We start from the raw sequence: 17,930 nt of genomic DNA, 5'->3' as shown, positions 1-17,930 counted from the left end.
TTTTCGTGCGTTCTTGTGGAAGAGATACCGCGCCATTACTGAGATGGCCATGACAACGAACCACGCTGCTTCCTTGAAACTGCCCGCGCCCATCGCGAGCTTCTTCACGCGCCTGGAGATCGGCTCATGAGCTTCGATCTCGAATTGAAGGGCCGACGGGCGCTCGTCACGGGCGGGACCAAAGGCGTCGGGGCGGCTGTCGTCGCGGCGCTGGTCGAGGCTGGCGTACGCGTCGTCGCCACGGCGCGCACGGTGCCGAGCGACACGAAGGACGTCCACTATGTCGCGGCCGACGTGACGACGGCGGAGGGCAGCGCGGAGGTCGCCCGGCAGGCCATGGCGCACCTGGGTGGCATCGACATCCTCGTGAATGTGCTGGGAGGCTCCACCGCTCCGGGCGGCGGCTTCGCGGCACTCACGGATGACGAATGGCAGAAAGAGCTGAACCTGAACCTCATGCCTGCCGTGCGGCTCGACCGCGCGCTGTTGCCGGCGATGCTCGCGCAGGGCTCCGGCGTCATCGTCCACGTCACCTCGATTCAGCATGAGCTGCCTTTGCCCGAATCCACGACGGCGTACGCGGCGGCGAAGGCGGCGCTCTCCACGTACAGCAAGGCGCTGTCGAAAGAGGTGACTCCCAAAGGCGTGCGCGTGGTGCGCGTCTCGCCAGGGTGGGTCGAGACAGAGGCCGCCGTGCACCTCGCCGAGCGCCTGGCGAAGCAGACGGGCACCGACTACGAGGGCGGCAAGCAGATCATCATGCAGTCGCTGGGTGGCATTCCCATCGGGCGTCCGGTGAAACCTCGCGAGGTGGCCGACCTCATCGCGTTTGTCGCTTCTCCGCGCGCGGGCTCGGTGACGGGGACGGAGTTCGTCGTCGATGGCGGGACGGTCCCCACGGCCTGAAGGAGGGGGGCTGCCATCCACTCCGTGTCAGTCCGGTCTTCTGCTATGAAGCACGCGCGGTCGATAGGAGGGGGTGGTCTCTTGAGACGGGTTGCGAGCTTTGCGTGGGTGTTTCTCGTTGCAGCTGGGTGCATGCATACGCCTCAGGGGTACCAGGCGAACGGGGTGACCCTGACAACGAGGGAAGAGGCCGCGGCCTCCGGCTTCAAGCCGTGGAAGCTATCGGTTGCCTTCGGTGCCAGGCAGGATGGTACCCAGTTGCTGCTCGACTTCATGAAACGCGCGGAAGCCGCAGGGGGGCGCTACGTCAGCGACGTGCACATCGTGCTGGCGAGTGACCAGGATGGGGAGCCGGTGGAGTGCCGGACGGAGATCGTGCCGGAGTCTTCAGTTGAGACTGGCCGGATGCTTCAAAGTACGCCGGGGCGTACCGAGATGCGGCATCACATGGTTCCTGTCACAAAGACTGTTTTTGAAAGCCAGTTCCAATGTCAGTCCGTCACGGAGCCACGCACCGTCTCGGAGACCTACTACGAAAGTCACTATGACCCGTCCTCGAAGACGACCCGCTCCGTGCCGCGCACGCGAATGGTGACGCGCTTCGAGCACCGTCAGAAATGCGGTCACGTGCCCATGATGCGTACCGTGACGCGCTTTGAGTATCAGTTCCGCAGCGAGTACATCCCGCCTCGCTTGGAATTGGTGTCACGGCAGTACACCCGGTGGAGCCTGAAGGAGACGCTGCCGACGTGCGCGCCACATTCGCCGCGGACGGGGGACTCGCCCTCCATGCCCCACCGGGTCGAAGGTGAGGTGTACGGTTGCTCGCTCGATCAGGCGCTTGATGAGCCCAATCACGAGGGTGGGGGGTCGGAAAGTCGAAGCTTGAAGCTGCGCAGACAGTATCGCCAGAGTGCCATGGCGAAGGGCCTGATGCCCGCGAGCTGCCAGGAGTTGGCGCTCCAGGTGCCGCCGGACAGCGAAGCGCCCTGAGTCCAGGTTTCGCAGGTTCCGCGGTGGGACCCGTCAGCTCCCGGACGCGGCGCGGGTCGCGTCCCGGGGCGCCATCCTCGGCAGGGAGTCCCACCACCGCTTGAGGTTCTTCTGGAGCGCGGACCGGGTGCCTTCGGAGACCAGGGCCTGGACCTCAAAGAGGATCTCGTAGGCATCCAGGTGCTGGTACGCGACCTGGGCGAAGAACTGCTCTTCGGTCGTGATGGGCATGGGGCCATGGAGGGTGCCCTGCGCCTGGATGTTGGGGAGCTGCGTGTAGGGGCCGGGCAGGGCGCCGCCAAGGTTCGAGGCCAGGACCGCGCCGTTGACCGCCTTCGTGATGTCCGAGGGCACCTGGTCACCTTCCCACTTCGCGGGATAGAGGGTGGGAATCCGCTTGAGCATGTCGACGACCCATGCGTGTGGCACGGCGTCGAGTCTGTTCCAGATGTTCTGGTTCCAGGCGTTGGGGGGCTGGAACGCGTCCGTGCCGACCGGCGGGAACACCTTCTGGAAGAACTCGGAGAGGCCCTTGTTGCCAGGCGTGGGGCCGGCCACGGGGAGCACGTGGACATGGTTCCAGTCCCTGGTGTGGAGGGGCCCACCCGAGGGATTGAACAGGGCCAGGGCGAGCGTCGGCGCCAGCGCGCCGCCCAGGCTGTGGCCACCGAAGATGAGCGTCTGGGTCTTGGTCCCGCTGAGCGAGCGCAGGAAGTCCAGCAGGCTCTTCTGGGTCGTCAGCGTGTCGGTCATGCCCAGCAGGTTGTTGACCCCCAACGCGGTCCCCGTCGAGACAACGGGCCAGGGGTTGATGCCCAGGGGCACGCCGTAGGACGGCAGGCCTGGGAACGCATCCGTCCAGAGCTTCGTGGTGTTGACGCCGTTGTCCTCCTGGTCCTTGTCATAGTCGGAATGCATGTTGGTCCCCGCGATGGCGACGACATAGGAGGACTGGTCAGGGCTCGCCGCGACGTACATCACATTGTCCGCGTAGCTCGTCGCGCTCTCCTGGGTCTCGAAGACCGCCGGCCCCCACACCAGCGACCATCGTCCCCCCATGGCCTTCTGGACGTCCGGCAGGGCCAGGAAGGAGCTCAACTGGGTTTGCAGGGCCTTGGCCAGTGTCCGGGTATCGCCTTGCATGTCACCCACCCGGTTGGATTCCCGGGTGAGGAGAAAGGCTTTCTGACAGAGATTGAGGACAGGGGTGAGGGTGGACATGGGGTTCCTCCGGTTCGGCGTGGAAACGACTCGGTGGGAAATGCAGGGGATGTGCCAGCACTTCAAATGGCGGGAATGACTCCCAGTGCCTTCGACAGGAGGCGGCTTTGCCCGGGGAATGACGTGTCAGCCATCCGCTTTGACGTGTCGGTTCCTTCCGGGATGTCCCATTCGCCCTGGCCGAGAGCGCCTCGGCTAGTATCCAAGGCCTTCATGGCAATCGACTTCATGAGCATGCCCATCAGTTGCTACATCGTCGGCGATTTCATCACGCCGGCGATGCGCTCCGCGTGGGAGAGCGGTGTCCCGTACTCCATCATCGGACCGGAAGGTGCCAGGCATCTCCCTGAAGGTCAGCCATTCGGCGGCCCGGCGGCGCCTGCTCGCCGCGCCAGCGTCATCTCCATGTTGGTGGTCGTTCCTCGGGATTCGCAAGAGCTGAGGCCGCGGCCGAAAGCCTCCGCGCTGCTCTCATGGACTCACGGGAGAGCAAGGTGCCAATGATCGTGGATTGGTAATGGCCTGAGCAGCGGGCTCGGTCAACCTGTCCGACAGTTACCGCCCCAACAGCAGTCCCTTCGCGGTTTCCACGAAGAGGCGCAGGAGCGCCGACTGCTGGTTGCGACTTGGATAGTAGAGAAAGTACCCCGGCACACCAGGGGCATACTCTTCGAGCACGACCTCGAGTTCTCCCCGACGCAATTCATCGCGAATCCAGGCTTCCGGCGAGTACGCGAGGCCGAGTCCTCGCTTCGCAAGAGTCGAGCACAGGAGTCCGTCGTTGGTTGCAATGCCGCCGCGCACCGGAACGCGCCAGGACTTGCGACCCCGCTCCAGTTCCCACGCGTACAGCGCGCCAGTTGTCGGCGACCGGAACGTGATGCACTCATGCTTGAGCAGGTCCTCGGGGCGCCGCGGACGGCCGTGCCTGGCCAGGTAGCCGGGTGAGCCGACCACGACGAAGCGGAACGGCTCTGTGAGTCGCACTTGCACCATGTCACGCTCAATGCTCTCGCTGAGGCGAACGCCGGCGTCGTAGCCGCCTGCGACGATGTCCACGAAGCGCTCTTCGAGAACGAGCTCGATCTCGACACGAGGGTATCTCTCGCGGAACGTTGGCAGCACGGGTTCAAGGATGAGCGACACCGCCGCATGCGGCACTGAGAGCCGGAGTCGCCCGACGACCTCACCGGGCTTCGCGGAGACCTCCGCGAGCGCGGCGGCGGTCTGGGCGAAAACGGGGCCGACACGTTCGACGAGGCGGCGCCCAGCGTCCGTAAGAGAGACGCTCCGCGTCGTGCGCTGAACGAGTACCACCCGCAGGCGCTCCTCGAGCTGCTGCACGGACTGGCTAACAGCCGAGCGCGAGATGCTGAGCTCGCGAGCGGCGCCGATGAAGCTGTTGGCGCGGGCGACCGCCAGGAATGCCTGGAGCTGCGTGAACGGGATGTCGTCCATGCCCTTGCTTCGGCGCGTGCGGCCTTGATTGTCAAGTTCAGGTTACCAAGGCATCCATTTCTGGGCCCTTTTGCATCAAGGGCGTTGGGCACATGTTGAGTCCGGAAGGCAGCGAAACGATGACGAGGCTGGATGGAATCTGGCCGGGGCCGGGAGGCCAGGCGCCCGAAGCCTACGCCTGGTAGCCGTGCGGCCGCAGGTTCGCGAGGGCCTCCCTCGCGGTCTGTATTCCAATATCAATCTGGAGAATGAGACATGAATCCGACGTATGACTTCAAGGGGCAGGTGGCCCTGGTGACCGGCGCTGCAATGGGAATGGGCCTCGCCACGGCGCGAGCCTTCGCACAGAGCGGAGCATCTGTAGTGCTGGCAGATCGTGATGGGGATCTTGCCGCGAAGGAAGCAGCGAAGATCGTCGAAGAAGGCGGTATCGCCATCGGTGTGGCCTGTGACGTCACCGACGAGGCGCAGGTCGCCGCCGCGGTCGATCGGGCAGTGACGGAGTATGGCCGGCTCGACATGGCGTTCAACAATGCTGGCATTCAGGTCCCCCCGAGTGACGCCGCGGAGGAGTCGGCGGAGAATTTTCATCGTGTTACGGCGGTCAACCAGTTCGGTGTTTGGGCGAGCATGAAGCACGAGCTGCGCGTCATGCGTAAGCAGGGGTCTGGCACGGTTGTGAACAACTCGTCGCTGGGCGGCCTGGTCGGACTCCCACAGCGCGCGGCGTACCATGGCTCCAAGCACGCCGTGCTCGGCATGACCAAGAGCGCGGGCGTTGAGTACGCGCCGCGCGGCATCCGCATCAACGCGGTCTGCCCCGGTACCATCGACACGCCGATGGTGCAGGACATGTTGAAGGGCCAGGCAGACGCGATGGAGGGGATCTTGAAGGAGCAGTCGATTGGACGGCTCGGTCGGGCTGACGAGGTTGCAGCCGCCGTGTTGTGGCTGTGCAGTCCGGGCGCGAGTTTCGTGGTCGGCGTCTGCCTGCCGGTCGATGGCGGATTCACCGCACATTGATCACGGAGCCGAAGAGGTAGCCGTCCCGTGGATCCGCGGACGCGTTTCGATGGCGCCCTACGCAGGCAAGGCTCCGTGCCGAAGGGAAAAGAGCAGACGCCAATTCCTCATGGCCTTCACGCTCCTACCTTCCGATGGGGGACCTTGCTTGAGGCCCGCGCTGTTGGCCCTGTGCGGAACGTTATGCCGCCAGCGGCGATAGCGCGGGCTGTTCCACTGTCGGCAGGTCGAGGGTACCCCTGCGCCGTGGTTGGAACGAACTGACGCGGCTTGGGACGCAGTCTCTCCACCGCAGCAGGAGCCCAACTCGGCCTGGCGCTCACCTCCGCCACCTTGTCGACGCCTCGGAAGTTCTCACAGGTAGCGGACAGCAGGAACCCAAACCTCAATGTGGCCCTGTGCCGTTGGCGAACCCGCCTACGCCTCGTCGGCGCAGGAACTCAATGGCCTCGCTCCGGATCTGCTTGACGTTGCCCAACTCTGTGACGTGCCAGCTGGAGAGGCCTCTTGCCGCCGGCCAGACCGGTCATCGCTTTCGCTAGGAACCGTTAGTCAGTTGACTGAGTATCGGCTCTGTTGATGGCTTGTGCTTCTACGAGCATGGCGTCTTCCAGGTTTGCATCGTTGTTTAGATTGCTCATGAATTCTAGCCGCCCTTCAATGAGAACTTGCGAGCCCTTCTCAAGTCCTGCGAGCTTCGCTTGTTCTGAGAAAGGGAATGTGGCCGCATAGTAGGAAGGGAAAGGCTTGTCGGCCTGCTCGGCGGAGTGGAAAACCATGATAAAGCTGATGATGTTGGGGTAGGTGCTTCTTTCGTGGATGTTGTCCACGATCGCTCGCCATTGGACTCTGGTTCCCTTGTGTTTGTTTCGGAAATGCTGACGCTGCATGTCCGTTTTGGATGCGTCGCCAATGTAGTTCTCTATCTGCCGTGGTGTTAGGGGGTTTATTGGTGGGGAGTTGGTTTGTATTTTTGGAGCGGGGGATTCAGAAGGGAATGTGTGCTGGGGCTTGGAGGGCGATGCCTGCGGAAGTTGGGAGTCTGCAGGGGAAGGAGGGGGCTGTTTTGCTTGTCGATAAAAAATGCCAAGCGAAAAGACTGATGCGGTCGCCGTGGCTAGCCACCGCAGGCGCTTGGGCTTGGGTGGTTCTTGTTCTGCGGTGTGTAATCTTGTGTTGTGTGTCTGGTGTGTTTCCGTGGTGGGGGCTTGCTGGGGGCTTGTAATGGGGGGGATTTGGACTGGCGTGGCTCTTGCGGGGGCTTCACTGTTATGGGGCGCTTCTGCTGTAGTGGTGGTGAGAGCGTTTAGGATGTCGACTACTTCTCTGTGGTCTTGCGCTGAGTTCGGATAACGAATGAGGCTTATTACTACTTGATCAGATGCGTGACGGCCCTCGAGGAGGAGCTCGAGCGCCGAGTCTGCGGAGGCACATCGGACAATGGCCGAGGCGGCGCAGCAGTAGATGCTGAAGCCGCCGGCGCACCTGGGGCAGCGTCCAGGGAATCCGCCTCCGGGGGGAAAAGCGCTCGACGGAGCGCGAGGAAGCCATGGGCCACCATGCATAGGGTGGCGTGGTGGTGAAAGCCTCTCCAGGTACGGCCCTCGAAGTGGTCCAGGCCGACTTCGCCCTTCATCTCCTGGTAGTCACGCTCCACGCGCCAGCGCAGCTTCGCCAGGGTGACGAGGCGTTTGAGAGGCGTGTCTTCCGGCAGAGACGAGAGGTAGTACTTCGTTGGCGCGGCCTCGCCCGGCGGCCACTCGCACAAGAGCCATTCGGGAGCGCCGGGCGCCTTGCGCACGACATGGCCTTCAGCGACCTGGATTCGCACCGCGGCGAAGGTGGAAGACTGCGTGCCGCGGCTGCCCTCGCGCCAGCTGATACGGCGGTACTCCTCCTCGGGTAACTGGCGCGCCAATTCTTCAATCGCCCAGGGCTGTACGCCGCTGTCGTCGACGAAGCGAGTCCGGGGGCGTCCGTACGCGCCCGCCTTCTTCACCGGCAGGCGCGGCGTCGCCCCCGGAGGCCACACCTTGTGCTGCCCCGGTACCGCCACGAGGTAGGGCAGGCCGCGTGCTGTGAGGCCTTCGCGAAACTCCCGGCAGTTGCCATACCCCGCATCCGCCAGGACGACGTGCTTGCGCACGCCCCACGTCAGCGCGTCGTCCAACTGCGACAGCGCCAATTCCCATTTACGCGTGGCGCCCACCTCCTCGGGGACTCCGGCCGCCTTGCGCCGGGCCTTGTCCGTCACCCACTCCTCGGGCAGGTACAACCGCATACCAATACATCCGCTGCCGCGTGCCCCAGCCAGGTGCAGGCTGACGGCCACCTGGCAGTTGTCCGTGCGCCCCAGCGTCCCCGAGTACTGCCGGGCGACTCCCACCGAGTGCTTCCCCTTCTTCGGAAAGCCCGTGTCGTCTACCACCAGCGCTTCCACCTCCGGCAGCCGCGCTTCCAGCTTCCGCGCCAGTCGCTCCCTCAGCGCCTCGTCGCTCCAAGTCCCTTGCGAGACGCACTGCTGCAGTCGCTGGCGCATTGCCTCGACCTCCCCGGCGTCCTCCACCAGCCGGGCCGCCATCGGCTCGATGCTCTTGCGCTCCCCATCCAGCAGCAGGCCCGTCACGTAGGCCTCCATGGCGCGCCGTCTCTCCAGTCGCCCCATGCCGGCGACCATCTCCTCAAGGTAGGCGCCCAGCGCCTCGTCCAGCTTCTTGAGCTGCCCGGGTGTCATCCCGACCGTAGATCACGCCCGCCACCTGGATTCAAGTGACCGGGTAGTATTATGCCGGACTGCTCAAGGCGCCTTGCTTTGCTTGCGGGAAGATTGCTTTCAGGTAGTATTGCGAAATGTCGCGGTGGTTGATTGCCGGAAAATGCTCGTATTTCTGATAGGGCAGCATCAAGATCTCCATCTGAAAGGCCGTAGCCAATAAAAAGTACGGGGAATGCATGGAGGATTGATCTGATGGCGTTTTCAGATTGTGGTTGTTGTGCACTGCCCGATCGTACTCGTCCCTCGTGAACACCCATGTCGATCTGTCAAGTAGAGTGCCGTGAGCCTTGAGTATGAAATTTCTCCGCTGTGCTATGTCGGCGGGAGGATTGGGTGTCGCTTGCCACGAGCCGGCGAATGCCCTTTCTAATAGGTGATCTAGGTTTGTTGTGATGATGGCTCTGAGTTTGGGTGCTAGCCTGGCTATGGAATTTGCGACTTCTGGGACTTGGGAGTCCCGGTCGTTGAGATGTTTCTCGATTACATTGCAAAAGCTTGTCGCGCCGAGTGCGGATTTTAGTTCGGTGAATGCTTCGATTAGTTCGTAGTGATTGATTAGCGAGCCGATTTCAGAGGTGGCCGCTTCGTTGAGTTGTTGTGCGTGCCCGTATTTGAGAAGTTCTTGTGCTAATTGCGGCCAAGTCGGGAGCCCTGCTGCGGCAGATACGCCAGCACCAACAAAGGCAATTAGATTCCCTTCGTCGTAGGCTTGCTTGAGATCATGGAGCGCTGGGACCAGGATGGGGGCCCAATGCGCACCTCGCTTATGAACGCTCATAAGCGAACTATAGCTGCCTCAATAGATTTTCTTGGAAGACCTTGACGGGGCGATGTGGCCTGCGTTGCGACTCAAGAAAGTTCGTTGAGCGGCAGCGCCTCTGAGCGCCAATGAGAAGGCGGCAATCAGGGAAAAGCAAAAAGGCCCTGCCGGTTTAGGGCAGGGCCTTCTTTTTTTGCTCCCCGACGTGGACTCGAACCACGGACATGGTGATTAACAGTCACCCGCTCTACCAGCTGAGCTATCGGGGAATATGTCCCGTCGCGGCGGTGCGTTGCCGTGACGGATGCGACTTCTAGAGAACCGAGCCTGCCCTGTCAACTGTCCTGTTCGATCCGATCTCCCGGCTTACTTCGCAGCCCTGGTCCGCGCTCCAGGGACTGAGCCCTCTCGTGTCCGAAGCGCTTGCTCGCGTCCTCTCGGGCGACCCCGCCGAGCGCGTCCTCGACCGGACCCTGCGCTCCCACCGCAACCTATCCCGCGAGGGGCGCCAAGCGCTGAAGGAGGCCGTCTTCAACGTGGGCCTCTGGCGCCACCGCCTGGGGTTCCTCCTGGACTCGCCGGATCCGTCGCCCTCCCAGCTCCTCTTCGCGCTCCTGCATGGCCTCGTGGGCGTTCCTGCCTCGGATGCCGCGGCCTGGGCGGGGCTGGAGGCTCCGGTGCCCTTGCGGACCGGTACGCCTCCGTCGCTGGCGCTTCGGGCCTCGCTGCCGGACTGGCTCGCGGACCACTTCGTCCGTGAGCTGGGGGTGGAGGCGGAGGACTTCTGTGCCCATCTCAACGTCCCGGGCCCCATCACGCTCCGGGTGAATCCGGCCCGCATCTCCCGTGAGGCCCTGGCCGCGCGCCTGGCCTCCGAGGGTGTCACGACCCGCCCTGGGGCATGGAGCCCGCTGGCTCTTCAGGTCGACGGGCCCCGGCCGAACCTTTACGCCCTGTCTTCCCTCCGTGAGGGGCTGTTCGAGGTCCAGGACGAAGGCAGCCAGCTCCTGGGGCTCCTCGTGGAGGCCCGGCCCGGGGAGACCGTGCTGGACCTTTGCGCTGGGGCAGGGGGCAAGACGCTCCAACTGGGCGCAGCCATGAAGGACTCCGGCCGGCTGCTTGCCTATGACCCGGATGCGGAACGGCTGGACCGGCTCCAGCAACGCGCCTCCCGGGCAGGGCTCAACCGCGTCCAGGTGCTTCGGACGCCTCCTTCGGCGGGACTCAACGCCGACCGTGTCCTCGCGGATGCTCCCTGTTCCGAGCTGGGTTCGCTCCGCAGGGGCCCGGACCTCCGCTTCCGGCTCACCCCGGACTCGCTCTCCCGGTACACCGCCATCCAACGGGACATCCTGGGCCGTGCCGGGGACGTGGTGCGTCCCGGTGGCCGGGTCGTCTACGCGACCTGCACCGTCAACCGGGCGGAGAACCAGGATGTGGTCGCGGACTTCCTCCGCTCCCGCCCTGACTTCCGGACCGTCACTCCGGGCGCCGGGTGGCTTCCGGACGCATGCCTCCAGGACGGCTTCCTCTTCGTCACTCCGCACCGCCACGGCACGGACGGGTTCTTCGCGGCGGTGCTCGAACGCAGCACGGCGGGGTAGGGCGGCTCAGCGCCAAACCTGTCCGACAGTCGGACAGGTTTCTGGTGACGAGCGGGCGGACGAGCGCTCCACGGGGCCTCGTTCCTCCGTCCTGCGGTACTCAACGCTTCGGGCCCCGGCCTCCCTGAAACACCGTTTCACCCTCGCACCGGGTGCTATGAAGCGCTGCGTGCGTTGGCTCAAGCCCCTTCCGCTCCGTCCCCGTGACACGGTGCAGGTCGTCGCCCCCGCGGGCCCCTTCGAACAGGCCCCCTTCGAGGCAGGCCTGCGCATCCTCTCCGAGCGCTACTCCCCGGTGGTCCGGCCCGATATCGGCGCCTCGCACCGCTACCTCGCCGGGGATGACGTCCGCCGCCAGGAGGAGCTGTCGCATGCGTTCCTCGACCGCGCCTCCCGCGCCATCTTCTGCGCCCGGGGCGGCTATGGCAGCTCTCGCCTGTTGCCGGAGCTGCCCATCGACAAGGCCGGCCCCGTCGCCTTCACCGGCTTCTCCGACCTGACGTCCATCCACTGCGCGCTCCAGGCCCTCGGCCGCGTCTCCATCCACGCGCCCGTCCTCACGCAGCTGGGCCGTCAGTCCACCCAGGTGCATGACTACTTCTTCCGCCTGCTCGAATCTGCGGAAGCCCCGCCGCCCCTCACCGGCAACGCCACCTACGTCCCCGGCACCGCCGAGGGCGTCCTCGTGGGCGGCAACCTGTCCGTGTTCTCCCGGCTCCTGGGCACGCCGTACATGCCGCCGCTCGACGGCGCCGTGCTCCTCCTGGAGGACGTCACCGAGCGCCCCTATCGCATCGACCGCATGTGGACCCATCTGCGGCTCGCCGGTGTCTTCTCCCGCGTGCGCGGCATCGTCCTGGGTGACTTCACCGCCTGCGAGGAGAAGGACGCGAACTACTCCAGCGCGGACGTGCTCCGCGAGCTGGCGCGCGACGCGAAGGTGCCCTGCGCCGCGGGCTTCCCCATCGGCCATGGCGCCATCAACTACCCCGTGGCTCTGGGCACCCACGTGCGCCTGGACGCGGACGCCGCGCGCCTCACCTTCCTCGAAGGCGCGGTGAGCCCCGGATGAGCCAGCACCCCATCGCCAACCTCCAGGCCGTGCTCGATGACGGAGTGGAGCTGGGCATCTTCCCCTCCGCCCAGGCCGTGGTGCTCCACAAGGGCATGCAGGTCTTCGGCGGCGTCGCCGGCAACGTGAAGGGCGATACGCGCTTCGACCTCGCGTCCCTCACCAAGGCCATGTCCACCACCGCGCTCTTCCTGCGCCTGTGGACCGAGGGCAAGGTGGGCCCGGACACGCTCGTGTCCCGCTACTTCCCCGGGTCGCCCGCGGGCGACGCGGGTGTCACCGTCGCCGACCTGCTCTACCACCGCTCCGGCCTGCCCGCCTTCGTCCCGTTCTTCGCGGACGCGCTCAAGGCCCACCCGGAGCTGCTCGACGCCGGCTGCCCTGCCTCCGTCCGCGCGCAGGTCCACGCGGATGTCCTGCATGCCGCCGCCGCCACGCCGCTCGACGCGCCCGTGCGCACGAAGTCCGTGTACAGCGACGTGGGCTTCATCCTCCTGGGTGACATCCTCGCCCGCGCCGGTGGTGCGCCGCTGGACGTGCTCTTCCACCGCCACGTCGCGGAGCCGTTGGAACTGGGGGCCCGCTTCCACCGCCTCACCGACTTCCCCACCGACGGCGCCACCGCGCCCACCGGCGCCATGCGTCCGCGCGAGCCCGCTCCCGGCCAGGAGTCGCTGTGGAAGGACGTGCCGTCCCAGCCGTCCCGCCCCGCGGAGGTGGATGACGACAACGCCTGGGTGCTGGACGGCGTCGCGGGACACGCGGGCCTCTTCGGCACCGCCGTGGACGTGGCCCGCTTCGGCCAGGCCGTGCTGGAGGGCGCCGCGGGCACGCATGCCGCGATTGCTCCGGGGCCGTTGTGGCACCGCGCGCTCGCTACGGATCCTCTGGTGGCGGGCAGCACCCGCTCCATGGGCTTCGACTCTCCGTCGAAGGGCCACTCCAGCGCGGGCCGCTTCATTGGCGACACGCCTCCTGGCGCGGTGGGCCACCTGGGCTTCACCGGCACCAGCCTCTGGGTGGACCTGAGGCGGTCGCTCGTCGTCGCGCTCATCACCAACCGCGTGGCCCAGGGCCGTCAGGACCTGCGCATCCGCGACTTCCGCCCCGCCTTCCACGAGCTCGTCGTGGAGGCGCTCGACCTCCACGTCCTCCCCTGAGGAAACCGCAGCATGGCTGACGACAACGGCAACGTCCTCGACTCACTCGACCCGCAGTCCGTGCGCCGCATCCACCTGGTGGGCGTGGCCGGCACCGGCATGGGCTCCTTCGCCGGCATGCTCAAGGCCGCCGGCTACGACGTCACCGGCAGCGACGAGAACGTCTACCCGCCCATGAGCGACATGCTCCGCACGTGGGGCATCCCCGTCAGCACGCCGTACGCGCCCGCCAACCTGGACTCGGCGAAGCCGGACCTGGTCATCATCGGCAATGTCATCCGCCGGGTGAACCCGGAGGCCACCGCCGTGCGCGAACGGGGCCTCAAGCAGATGAGCTTCCCCGCCGCGCTGGGTACGCTCTTCCTGGACCGCTCGCACTCCGTGGTCGTCGCCGGTACGCACGGCAAGACGACGACGTCCTCGCTCATGGCCCACGTGCTGGTGGCCGCGGGCAAGGACCCGTCCTTCCTCGTGGGCGGCGTCACCCAGAACTACGCGGGCAACTACCGCGTGGGGAAGGGCCCGCACTTCGTCGTGGAAGGCGACGAGTACGACACCGCCTACTGGGACAAGGGCTCCAAGTTCCTCCACTACCGGCCGCGCACCGCCATCGTCACCAGCGTGGAGTTCGACCACGCGGACATCTTCCGCGACCTGCCCCACTACGAGGCCACGTTCGAGAAGTTCGTGCGCCTGGTGCCCAAGGACGGCCAGTTGGTCGTCTGCGCCGCGTACCCCAACGCCGTGCGCATCGCGCGTGAAGGCGCCGCGCCCGTCAGCACCTACGTGGCCAAGGAGGGCGCGGACGCGGACTACACGCCGAAGAACATCTCCTTCGGCCCCGAGGGCGCCCACTTCAACATCGTGGAGAAGGGCCAGGACCTGGGCACCGTGACGCTGCCCATGTCCGGCGCGCACAACGTGGAGAACGCGCTCGCGGTCATCGCCGCCGCGCGCGGCCTGGGCCTCACCTTCGCCGAAATCCAGCAGGGCCTGTCCACCTTCCAGGGCGTGAAGCGCCGGCAGGAGGTGCGCGCGGAGGTGGACGGCGTGCTCGTGGTGGACGACTTCGCGCACCACCCCACCGCCGTGCGCGAAACCATCGCCGCGATCCACCACCGCTACCCGGAGCGGCGCCTATGGGCCATCTTCGAGCCGCGCTCCAACACCAGCCGCCGCAACATCCACCAGGAGGACTACGCGCACGCCTTCCCCGGCGCCACGCGCGCCAGCCTCAAGGTGCCCGAGCGCCACGACAAGGTGCCCGAGGGCGAGGAACTCAACGTCCCCAAGCTCATCGAAGCGCTCAAGGGCCAGGGCATCGCCGCGGACGGCGCCACCGACGTGCAGACGCTGGTGGACCGCGTCGCTTCCGAGGCGAAGTCCGGCGACGTGCTGCTCGTCATGAGCAACGGCTCCTTCGGGGGCTTCATCGACAAGCTGCTCACCGCCCTGAAGGCCCGGGCGGGGAAGGGGACCTGAGCCATGCGCCGTCCGTTCCTCCTCTCGCTGGGAGCCCTGGCGTTCGCCATGGGCTGTGCCTCGTCGTCGCCTTCATCACTGCCGCCGCTCACGGACCGCACCGGTGATGGGACGCGCTCCAGCAGCTCCGCCCTGGAGTCGTCGAACAAGGCCTCGGGCCAGCCGCTGGTCTTCCAGGTGAAGCGCTACCCGGACAACAGCCCGTATGACTTGAAGAGCGACCGCGGACAGGTCGTCCTGTTGGACGTGTGGGCCACGTGGTGCGAGCCCTGCAAGGACGCGCTGCCCATGTATGCGCAGCTCCAGAATGAGTACGGCTCGCGCGGCTTCAAGGCCTACGCCCTCAACGTGGACGAGGACGTGCGCGCCATTCCTCCCTTCCTGGAGGAGGCGAAGGTGGAGCTGCCCATCCTCCTGGACGCCAACGCGCTGGTGTCCGAGCGCCTGCTGAAGGTGCGGCTGATGCCCACCACCTTCCTCATTGATCGCAAGGGCGTCATCCGGCACGTGCACGAGGGCTTCGCCGAGGAGTTCCTCCAGAAGTTCCAGACGGAAATCGAGCAGCTGCTCGCCGAGCCCGCCTCCTAGCGCGCACCCGAGGGAACCGCATCCATGGCCCACGAACCGGAAACGCCCGCCGCGCTGCGCCGCACCGCGGAGGAGGGCGCCCGCATGGCCGGCGGCATCCTCCGCGAGCGCTTCCCCCAGCACCGCACCATCGAGTTCAAGGGCGGCATCGACCTCGTCACGGACGCGGACCGCGCCTCCGAGTCCGCGCTGCTGGACTTCCTGCGCCAGCGCCACCCGCACCACGCCATCCTCGCGGAGGAGAGCGGCGCCACGCAGGGCTCCGACACCTTCCGCTGGATCGTGGATCCGCTGGATGGCACGACCAATTACTCGCACCAGGTGCCGCACTTCTGCGTCAGCGTGGCGGTGGAAAGCCCGGAGGGCACCGTGGCGGGCGCCGTCTACGACCCCATGCGCGACGAGCTCTTCTCCGCCGCGAGGGGAGAGGGCGCCACGCTCAACGGCGTACCCCTGAAGGCCAGCCCCACGGCCACGCTGGAGCGGGCGCTCCTGTGCACGGGCTTTCCCTATGACGTGCGCGAGCGCCCGGACCTGCCCGTGGGCCTCTTCTCCCAGCTCATCCTCCTGGCGCAGGGCATGCGCCGCACCGGCAGCGCCGCGCTGGACCTGGCGTACGTCGCGGCCGGCCGCTTCGACGGCTACTTCGAGTTCGGCCTCAAGCCCTGGGACATCGCCGCGGGCGGCCTGCTGGTGGCGGAGGCCGGCGGCGTCATCGTGCACATCGACGGGCGGCCCTTCGACGTGCTCAAGGGCGACGTGCTGGCGAGCGGCGCGAACCTGGCGCCCCAGCTCATGACCCAGGCGAAGCGCTTCCTGGATGAAATCGGCTGGACGTCGCGCGACTAGAAGAAGCTCTCCGGCACGAAGACGATGTCGCCGGCCTGGAGCAGGAAGTTGCGCTCGCGGCCCACGCCGATGTCCTCCACGGGCACGCGAATCTTGCGCTCCTGCCCGTCCACCACGCGCGTGACGAGCGTGTTGTTCTTCGCCGCCAGCTTGGTGAAGCCACCGGCCAGCGTAATCGCCTGGATGATGGACACCTCGCCGGTGACGGGGAAGGTGCCGGGTTTCTGCACTTCCCCGAAGACGAAGATCTTCTGCGAGTTGTACTCCCGCACCAGCACGGACACCTGCGGGCGGCGCAGGTAGCGCGCCAGACAATCGCGCAGCGCGTCCGCCGCGGCGCTGGCGGTGAGGCCGGACAGCGACACCTTGCCGCACAGCGGATAGTCGATGGTGCCTTCCGGCGACACACGCCAGGTGCCGGAGTGCTCGGGCTCCTGGAAGACGCGCACCTCCACCACGTCCCCGGGGCCCAGGTTGCCGCCGGACGTCGCCGCGGCCTCCGCGGCCGATGCGGGCGTGGGCGGAGGCGGCGGCGGGCGCGTGTCCGCGTGACACGCCGCCAACACCGCGAGGAGGACCGGCAGGATGAAGCGGAGCCGCGAGGAACGCATGGGCGCGGAAGGCCTCAGTAGGAGACGGACACCCGCGCGTAGCCTTCGTGGCGGGTGTAGTTGAGGCCAGCGGCGCCCAGCGACGAGGAGCGCGTGCCCAGCATGTAGCCCACCGCGCCCACCAGCCACGGGCGGATTTGATACTCGGGCCCCAGGTCCAGCGTCACCAGCGTGTCGCCGCGGCCGCCCGCGAAGGAGAGGAAGTCCAGCGCGCCCGTGGCGTGCAGCGCGAGCCGGCTGCCCATCACGGAGCGTCCTTCCGCGTAGACGCGGTCGTCGCGGAAGGTGCCGTAGGCGGCCACCGGTTGGAAGGCGCGCAGGTAGCCGCCCTTCACCGTGAGCGACGGGCCCAGGAGGTACGTGCCTTCCAACTGGCCCACCATGGTGCCGCCGCCGCTCGAGCCCAGGTTCTGGCTCCAGCCGGCCTTCGCAGTCAGGGTAATCCGCGGGGACACCAGGCCGGAGACTCCCGCCATGGCGTGCAGGATGGCCGCGCTGGGCGTGGTGGTGTCGTTGAAGTAGCCCCGGTACTGCAGGCCCGTGTCCACCACCACCGCCGTCTTGGGCAGGAAGCGCCAGCGGCCCTCCGCGCCCAGGCGCAGGTTGCCGTAGTTGAACTGGCTGGCGGCGAGCGGATCACACGCGGCGTCGGTGCAACCGATGGGCGTCATGCCGCCCAGGGGCTCGAAGAACTCCATCGCGTACGCCAGCGACGGGGTGACTTCCAGCGCGCCGCCGCCGGGCTTCCACTGCGCCTTCACGCGCGCCTCGTTGAAGAGGCTGAGGATGCCCGCGCCCAGCGCCGCCGTGCGCGTGCGGTCCGAGCGCGTCAGCTCGTCGCCCACCTCCACGGACAGCTCGCTCTCCTGGTTGAACCGCAGCGCCAGGTCCGCCGCGCCCTCCAGGTGTGACGCCGCGCCGGAGCCCGTCGTGAGCAGGCCCGTGTAGGCCACGTAGTCCAGGTTGCCACGCAGCGCGATGGCCAGCTTGGGGGACGGCACGTCCAGCATCAGCCCGGGGCGGATGTGCAGCGCCAGCTCCCCCGACAGGTCCGGGGACAGGGGGCCCGTGCCCGCCTCGCGGAAGTAGCCCACGCCGCTGTCCAGCCGCGTCTCCAGCTCCAGCGTCGGGTGCAGCCGCCCGTTGCCCACCTTCAGGCCATTGCCGCCCGGAGGCCGCCCGCCCGCGAAGGCCTGCGCCGACGCCGTCAGCGGCAGGAGCGCCGCGAGCGCCAGGGCCCCAAGGGCCAGACGGAATGTCCCAGGCTGCTTCATGGTGTCAGAGGCGCTCCACGTGGTGAGACGGCGGGCATAGCACGCGGGTTCCCGCACCGGAACAAACGGTCCAGGGCCGGGACCGCGGCAGGTGGGAAGAGACCAGCCACTCAGTCCACGGGGCTCGCGGGCGGGGGGCGGACAACCAGGTCC

15 protein-coding genes, 1 tRNA gene and 1 pseudogene are annotated in these 17,930 nt (G+C 66.8%); 9 read left to right on the top strand and 8 right to left on the bottom strand.

The window, feature by feature from the left end:
- Positions 1–126: 126 nt before the first annotated feature.
- Together D7Y21_RS02405 and D7Y21_RS02400 are read left to right on the top strand one after the other, a co-directional pair.
- Positions 127–906, top strand: coding sequence for an SDR family oxidoreductase (locus D7Y21_RS02405; protein ID WP_121710960.1), 780 nt, complete (start codon positions 127–129; stop codon positions 904–906).
- A 165-nt stretch (positions 907–1,071) separates the two neighbouring features.
- A complete protein-coding gene (locus D7Y21_RS02400; RefSeq protein ID WP_147443274.1) occupies positions 1,072–1,899 on the top strand; it encodes a hypothetical protein in 828 nt (275 codons plus the stop codon).
- A 33-nt stretch (positions 1,900–1,932) separates the two neighbouring features.
- Here D7Y21_RS02400 and D7Y21_RS02395 read toward each other — a convergent pair whose 3' ends face one another.
- Together D7Y21_RS02395 and D7Y21_RS02385 are read right to left on the bottom strand one after the other, a co-directional pair.
- Entirely contained in the window at positions 1,933–3,042 is a 1,110-nt protein-coding gene (locus D7Y21_RS02395; RefSeq protein WP_233611925.1) for a hypothetical protein, read from the bottom strand.
- A 633-nt stretch (positions 3,043–3,675) separates the two neighbouring features.
- Positions 3,676–4,578 (bottom strand): LysR family transcriptional regulator, encoded by a 903-nt coding sequence (locus D7Y21_RS02385; protein WP_121710954.1) that lies wholly within the window; start codon positions 4,576–4,578, stop codon positions 3,676–3,678.
- 255 nt (positions 4,579–4,833) lie between these two features.
- On the opposite strand from D7Y21_RS02385, the gene D7Y21_RS02380 reads away from it, so the two are divergent.
- Complete coding sequence (locus D7Y21_RS02380) at positions 4,834–5,601, top strand: glucose 1-dehydrogenase (RefSeq protein WP_121710952.1); 768 nt, start codon at positions 4,834–4,836, stop codon at positions 5,599–5,601.
- 548 nt (positions 5,602–6,149) lie between these two features.
- Here D7Y21_RS02380 and D7Y21_RS41360 read toward each other — a convergent pair.
- From D7Y21_RS41360 to D7Y21_RS02365, 4 genes and pseudogenes are all read right to left on the bottom strand, one after another.
- Positions 6,150–6,431 (bottom strand): single-stranded DNA-binding protein, encoded by a 282-nt coding sequence (locus tag D7Y21_RS41360; protein ID WP_147469161.1) that lies wholly within the window; start codon positions 6,429–6,431, stop codon positions 6,150–6,152.
- Between the two features lie 539 nt (positions 6,432–6,970).
- Positions 6,971–8,335: an IS701 family transposase gene (locus tag D7Y21_RS02375; protein WP_121710950.1), complete on the bottom strand. Its 1,365-nt coding sequence runs from the start codon at positions 8,333–8,335 to the stop codon at positions 6,971–6,973.
- Positions 8,332–9,155, bottom strand: a pseudogene (locus D7Y21_RS02370) (SIR2 family protein). Before D7Y21_RS02370 ends, D7Y21_RS02375 begins: the two are co-directional and overlap by 4 nt.
- Positions 9,156–9,333: 178 nt before the next feature.
- Positions 9,334–9,406, bottom strand: a tRNA-Asn gene (locus D7Y21_RS02365).
- A gap of 141 nt (positions 9,407–9,547) precedes the next feature.
- On the opposite strand from D7Y21_RS02365, the gene D7Y21_RS02360 reads away from it, so the two are divergent.
- The 6 genes from D7Y21_RS02360 to D7Y21_RS02335 all read left to right on the top strand — a co-directional run bounded on the left by D7Y21_RS02360 (position 9,548) and on the right by D7Y21_RS02335 (position 15,892).
- Positions 9,548–10,741: an RsmB/NOP family class I SAM-dependent RNA methyltransferase gene (locus D7Y21_RS02360; protein ID WP_199735343.1), complete on the top strand. Its 1,194-nt coding sequence runs from the start codon at positions 9,548–9,550 to the stop codon at positions 10,739–10,741.
- Positions 10,742–10,898: 157 nt separating this feature from the next.
- Positions 10,899–11,813, top strand: coding sequence for an LD-carboxypeptidase (locus D7Y21_RS02355; protein WP_121710944.1), 915 nt, complete (start codon positions 10,899–10,901; stop codon positions 11,811–11,813).
- Positions 11,810–12,973, top strand: a complete 1,164-nt coding sequence (locus D7Y21_RS02350; protein ID WP_121710943.1) for a serine hydrolase — start codon at positions 11,810–11,812, stop codon at positions 12,971–12,973. The genes D7Y21_RS02355 and D7Y21_RS02350 overlap by 4 nt, the downstream gene beginning before the upstream one ends.
- A 12-nt stretch (positions 12,974–12,985) precedes the next feature.
- Positions 12,986–14,455, top strand: coding sequence for a UDP-N-acetylmuramate:L-alanyl-gamma-D-glutamyl-meso-diaminopimelate ligase (gene mpl / locus D7Y21_RS02345; protein ID WP_121710941.1), 1,470 nt, complete (start codon positions 12,986–12,988; stop codon positions 14,453–14,455).
- A gap of 3 nt (positions 14,456–14,458) precedes the next feature.
- Positions 14,459–15,043, top strand: coding sequence for a TlpA disulfide reductase family protein (locus D7Y21_RS02340; RefSeq protein WP_121710938.1), 585 nt, complete (start codon positions 14,459–14,461; stop codon positions 15,041–15,043).
- Positions 15,044–15,067: 24 nt separating this feature from the next.
- Positions 15,068–15,892 carry an inositol monophosphatase family protein gene (locus tag D7Y21_RS02335; protein WP_121710937.1) on the top strand — a complete coding sequence of 275 codons (825 nt, stop codon included), beginning with the start codon at positions 15,068–15,070 and terminating at the stop codon, positions 15,890–15,892.
- Here the strand turns inward: D7Y21_RS02335 and D7Y21_RS02330 are convergent.
- Both D7Y21_RS02330 and D7Y21_RS02325 read right to left on the bottom strand, forming a co-directional pair.
- Positions 15,889–16,503, bottom strand: a complete 615-nt coding sequence (locus tag D7Y21_RS02330) for a polysaccharide biosynthesis/export family protein (protein WP_120564950.1) — start codon at positions 16,501–16,503, stop codon at positions 15,889–15,891. The genes D7Y21_RS02335 and D7Y21_RS02330 overlap by 4 nt on opposite strands.
- A gap of 14 nt (positions 16,504–16,517) precedes the next feature.
- On the bottom strand, positions 16,518–17,777 hold the full coding sequence (locus D7Y21_RS02325; protein WP_120564949.1) for a hypothetical protein: 1,260 nt from the start codon (positions 17,775–17,777) through the stop codon (positions 16,518–16,520).
- Positions 17,778–17,930: the final 153 nt, after the last annotated feature.

Source organism: Corallococcus sp. AB045, assembly GCF_003668895.1.
In the GTDB taxonomy this organism is placed as follows: Bacteria; Myxococcota; Myxococcia; order Myxococcales; family Myxococcaceae; genus Corallococcus; species Corallococcus coralloides.
This window is presented reverse-complemented; position numbering and strand designations above follow the sequence as displayed.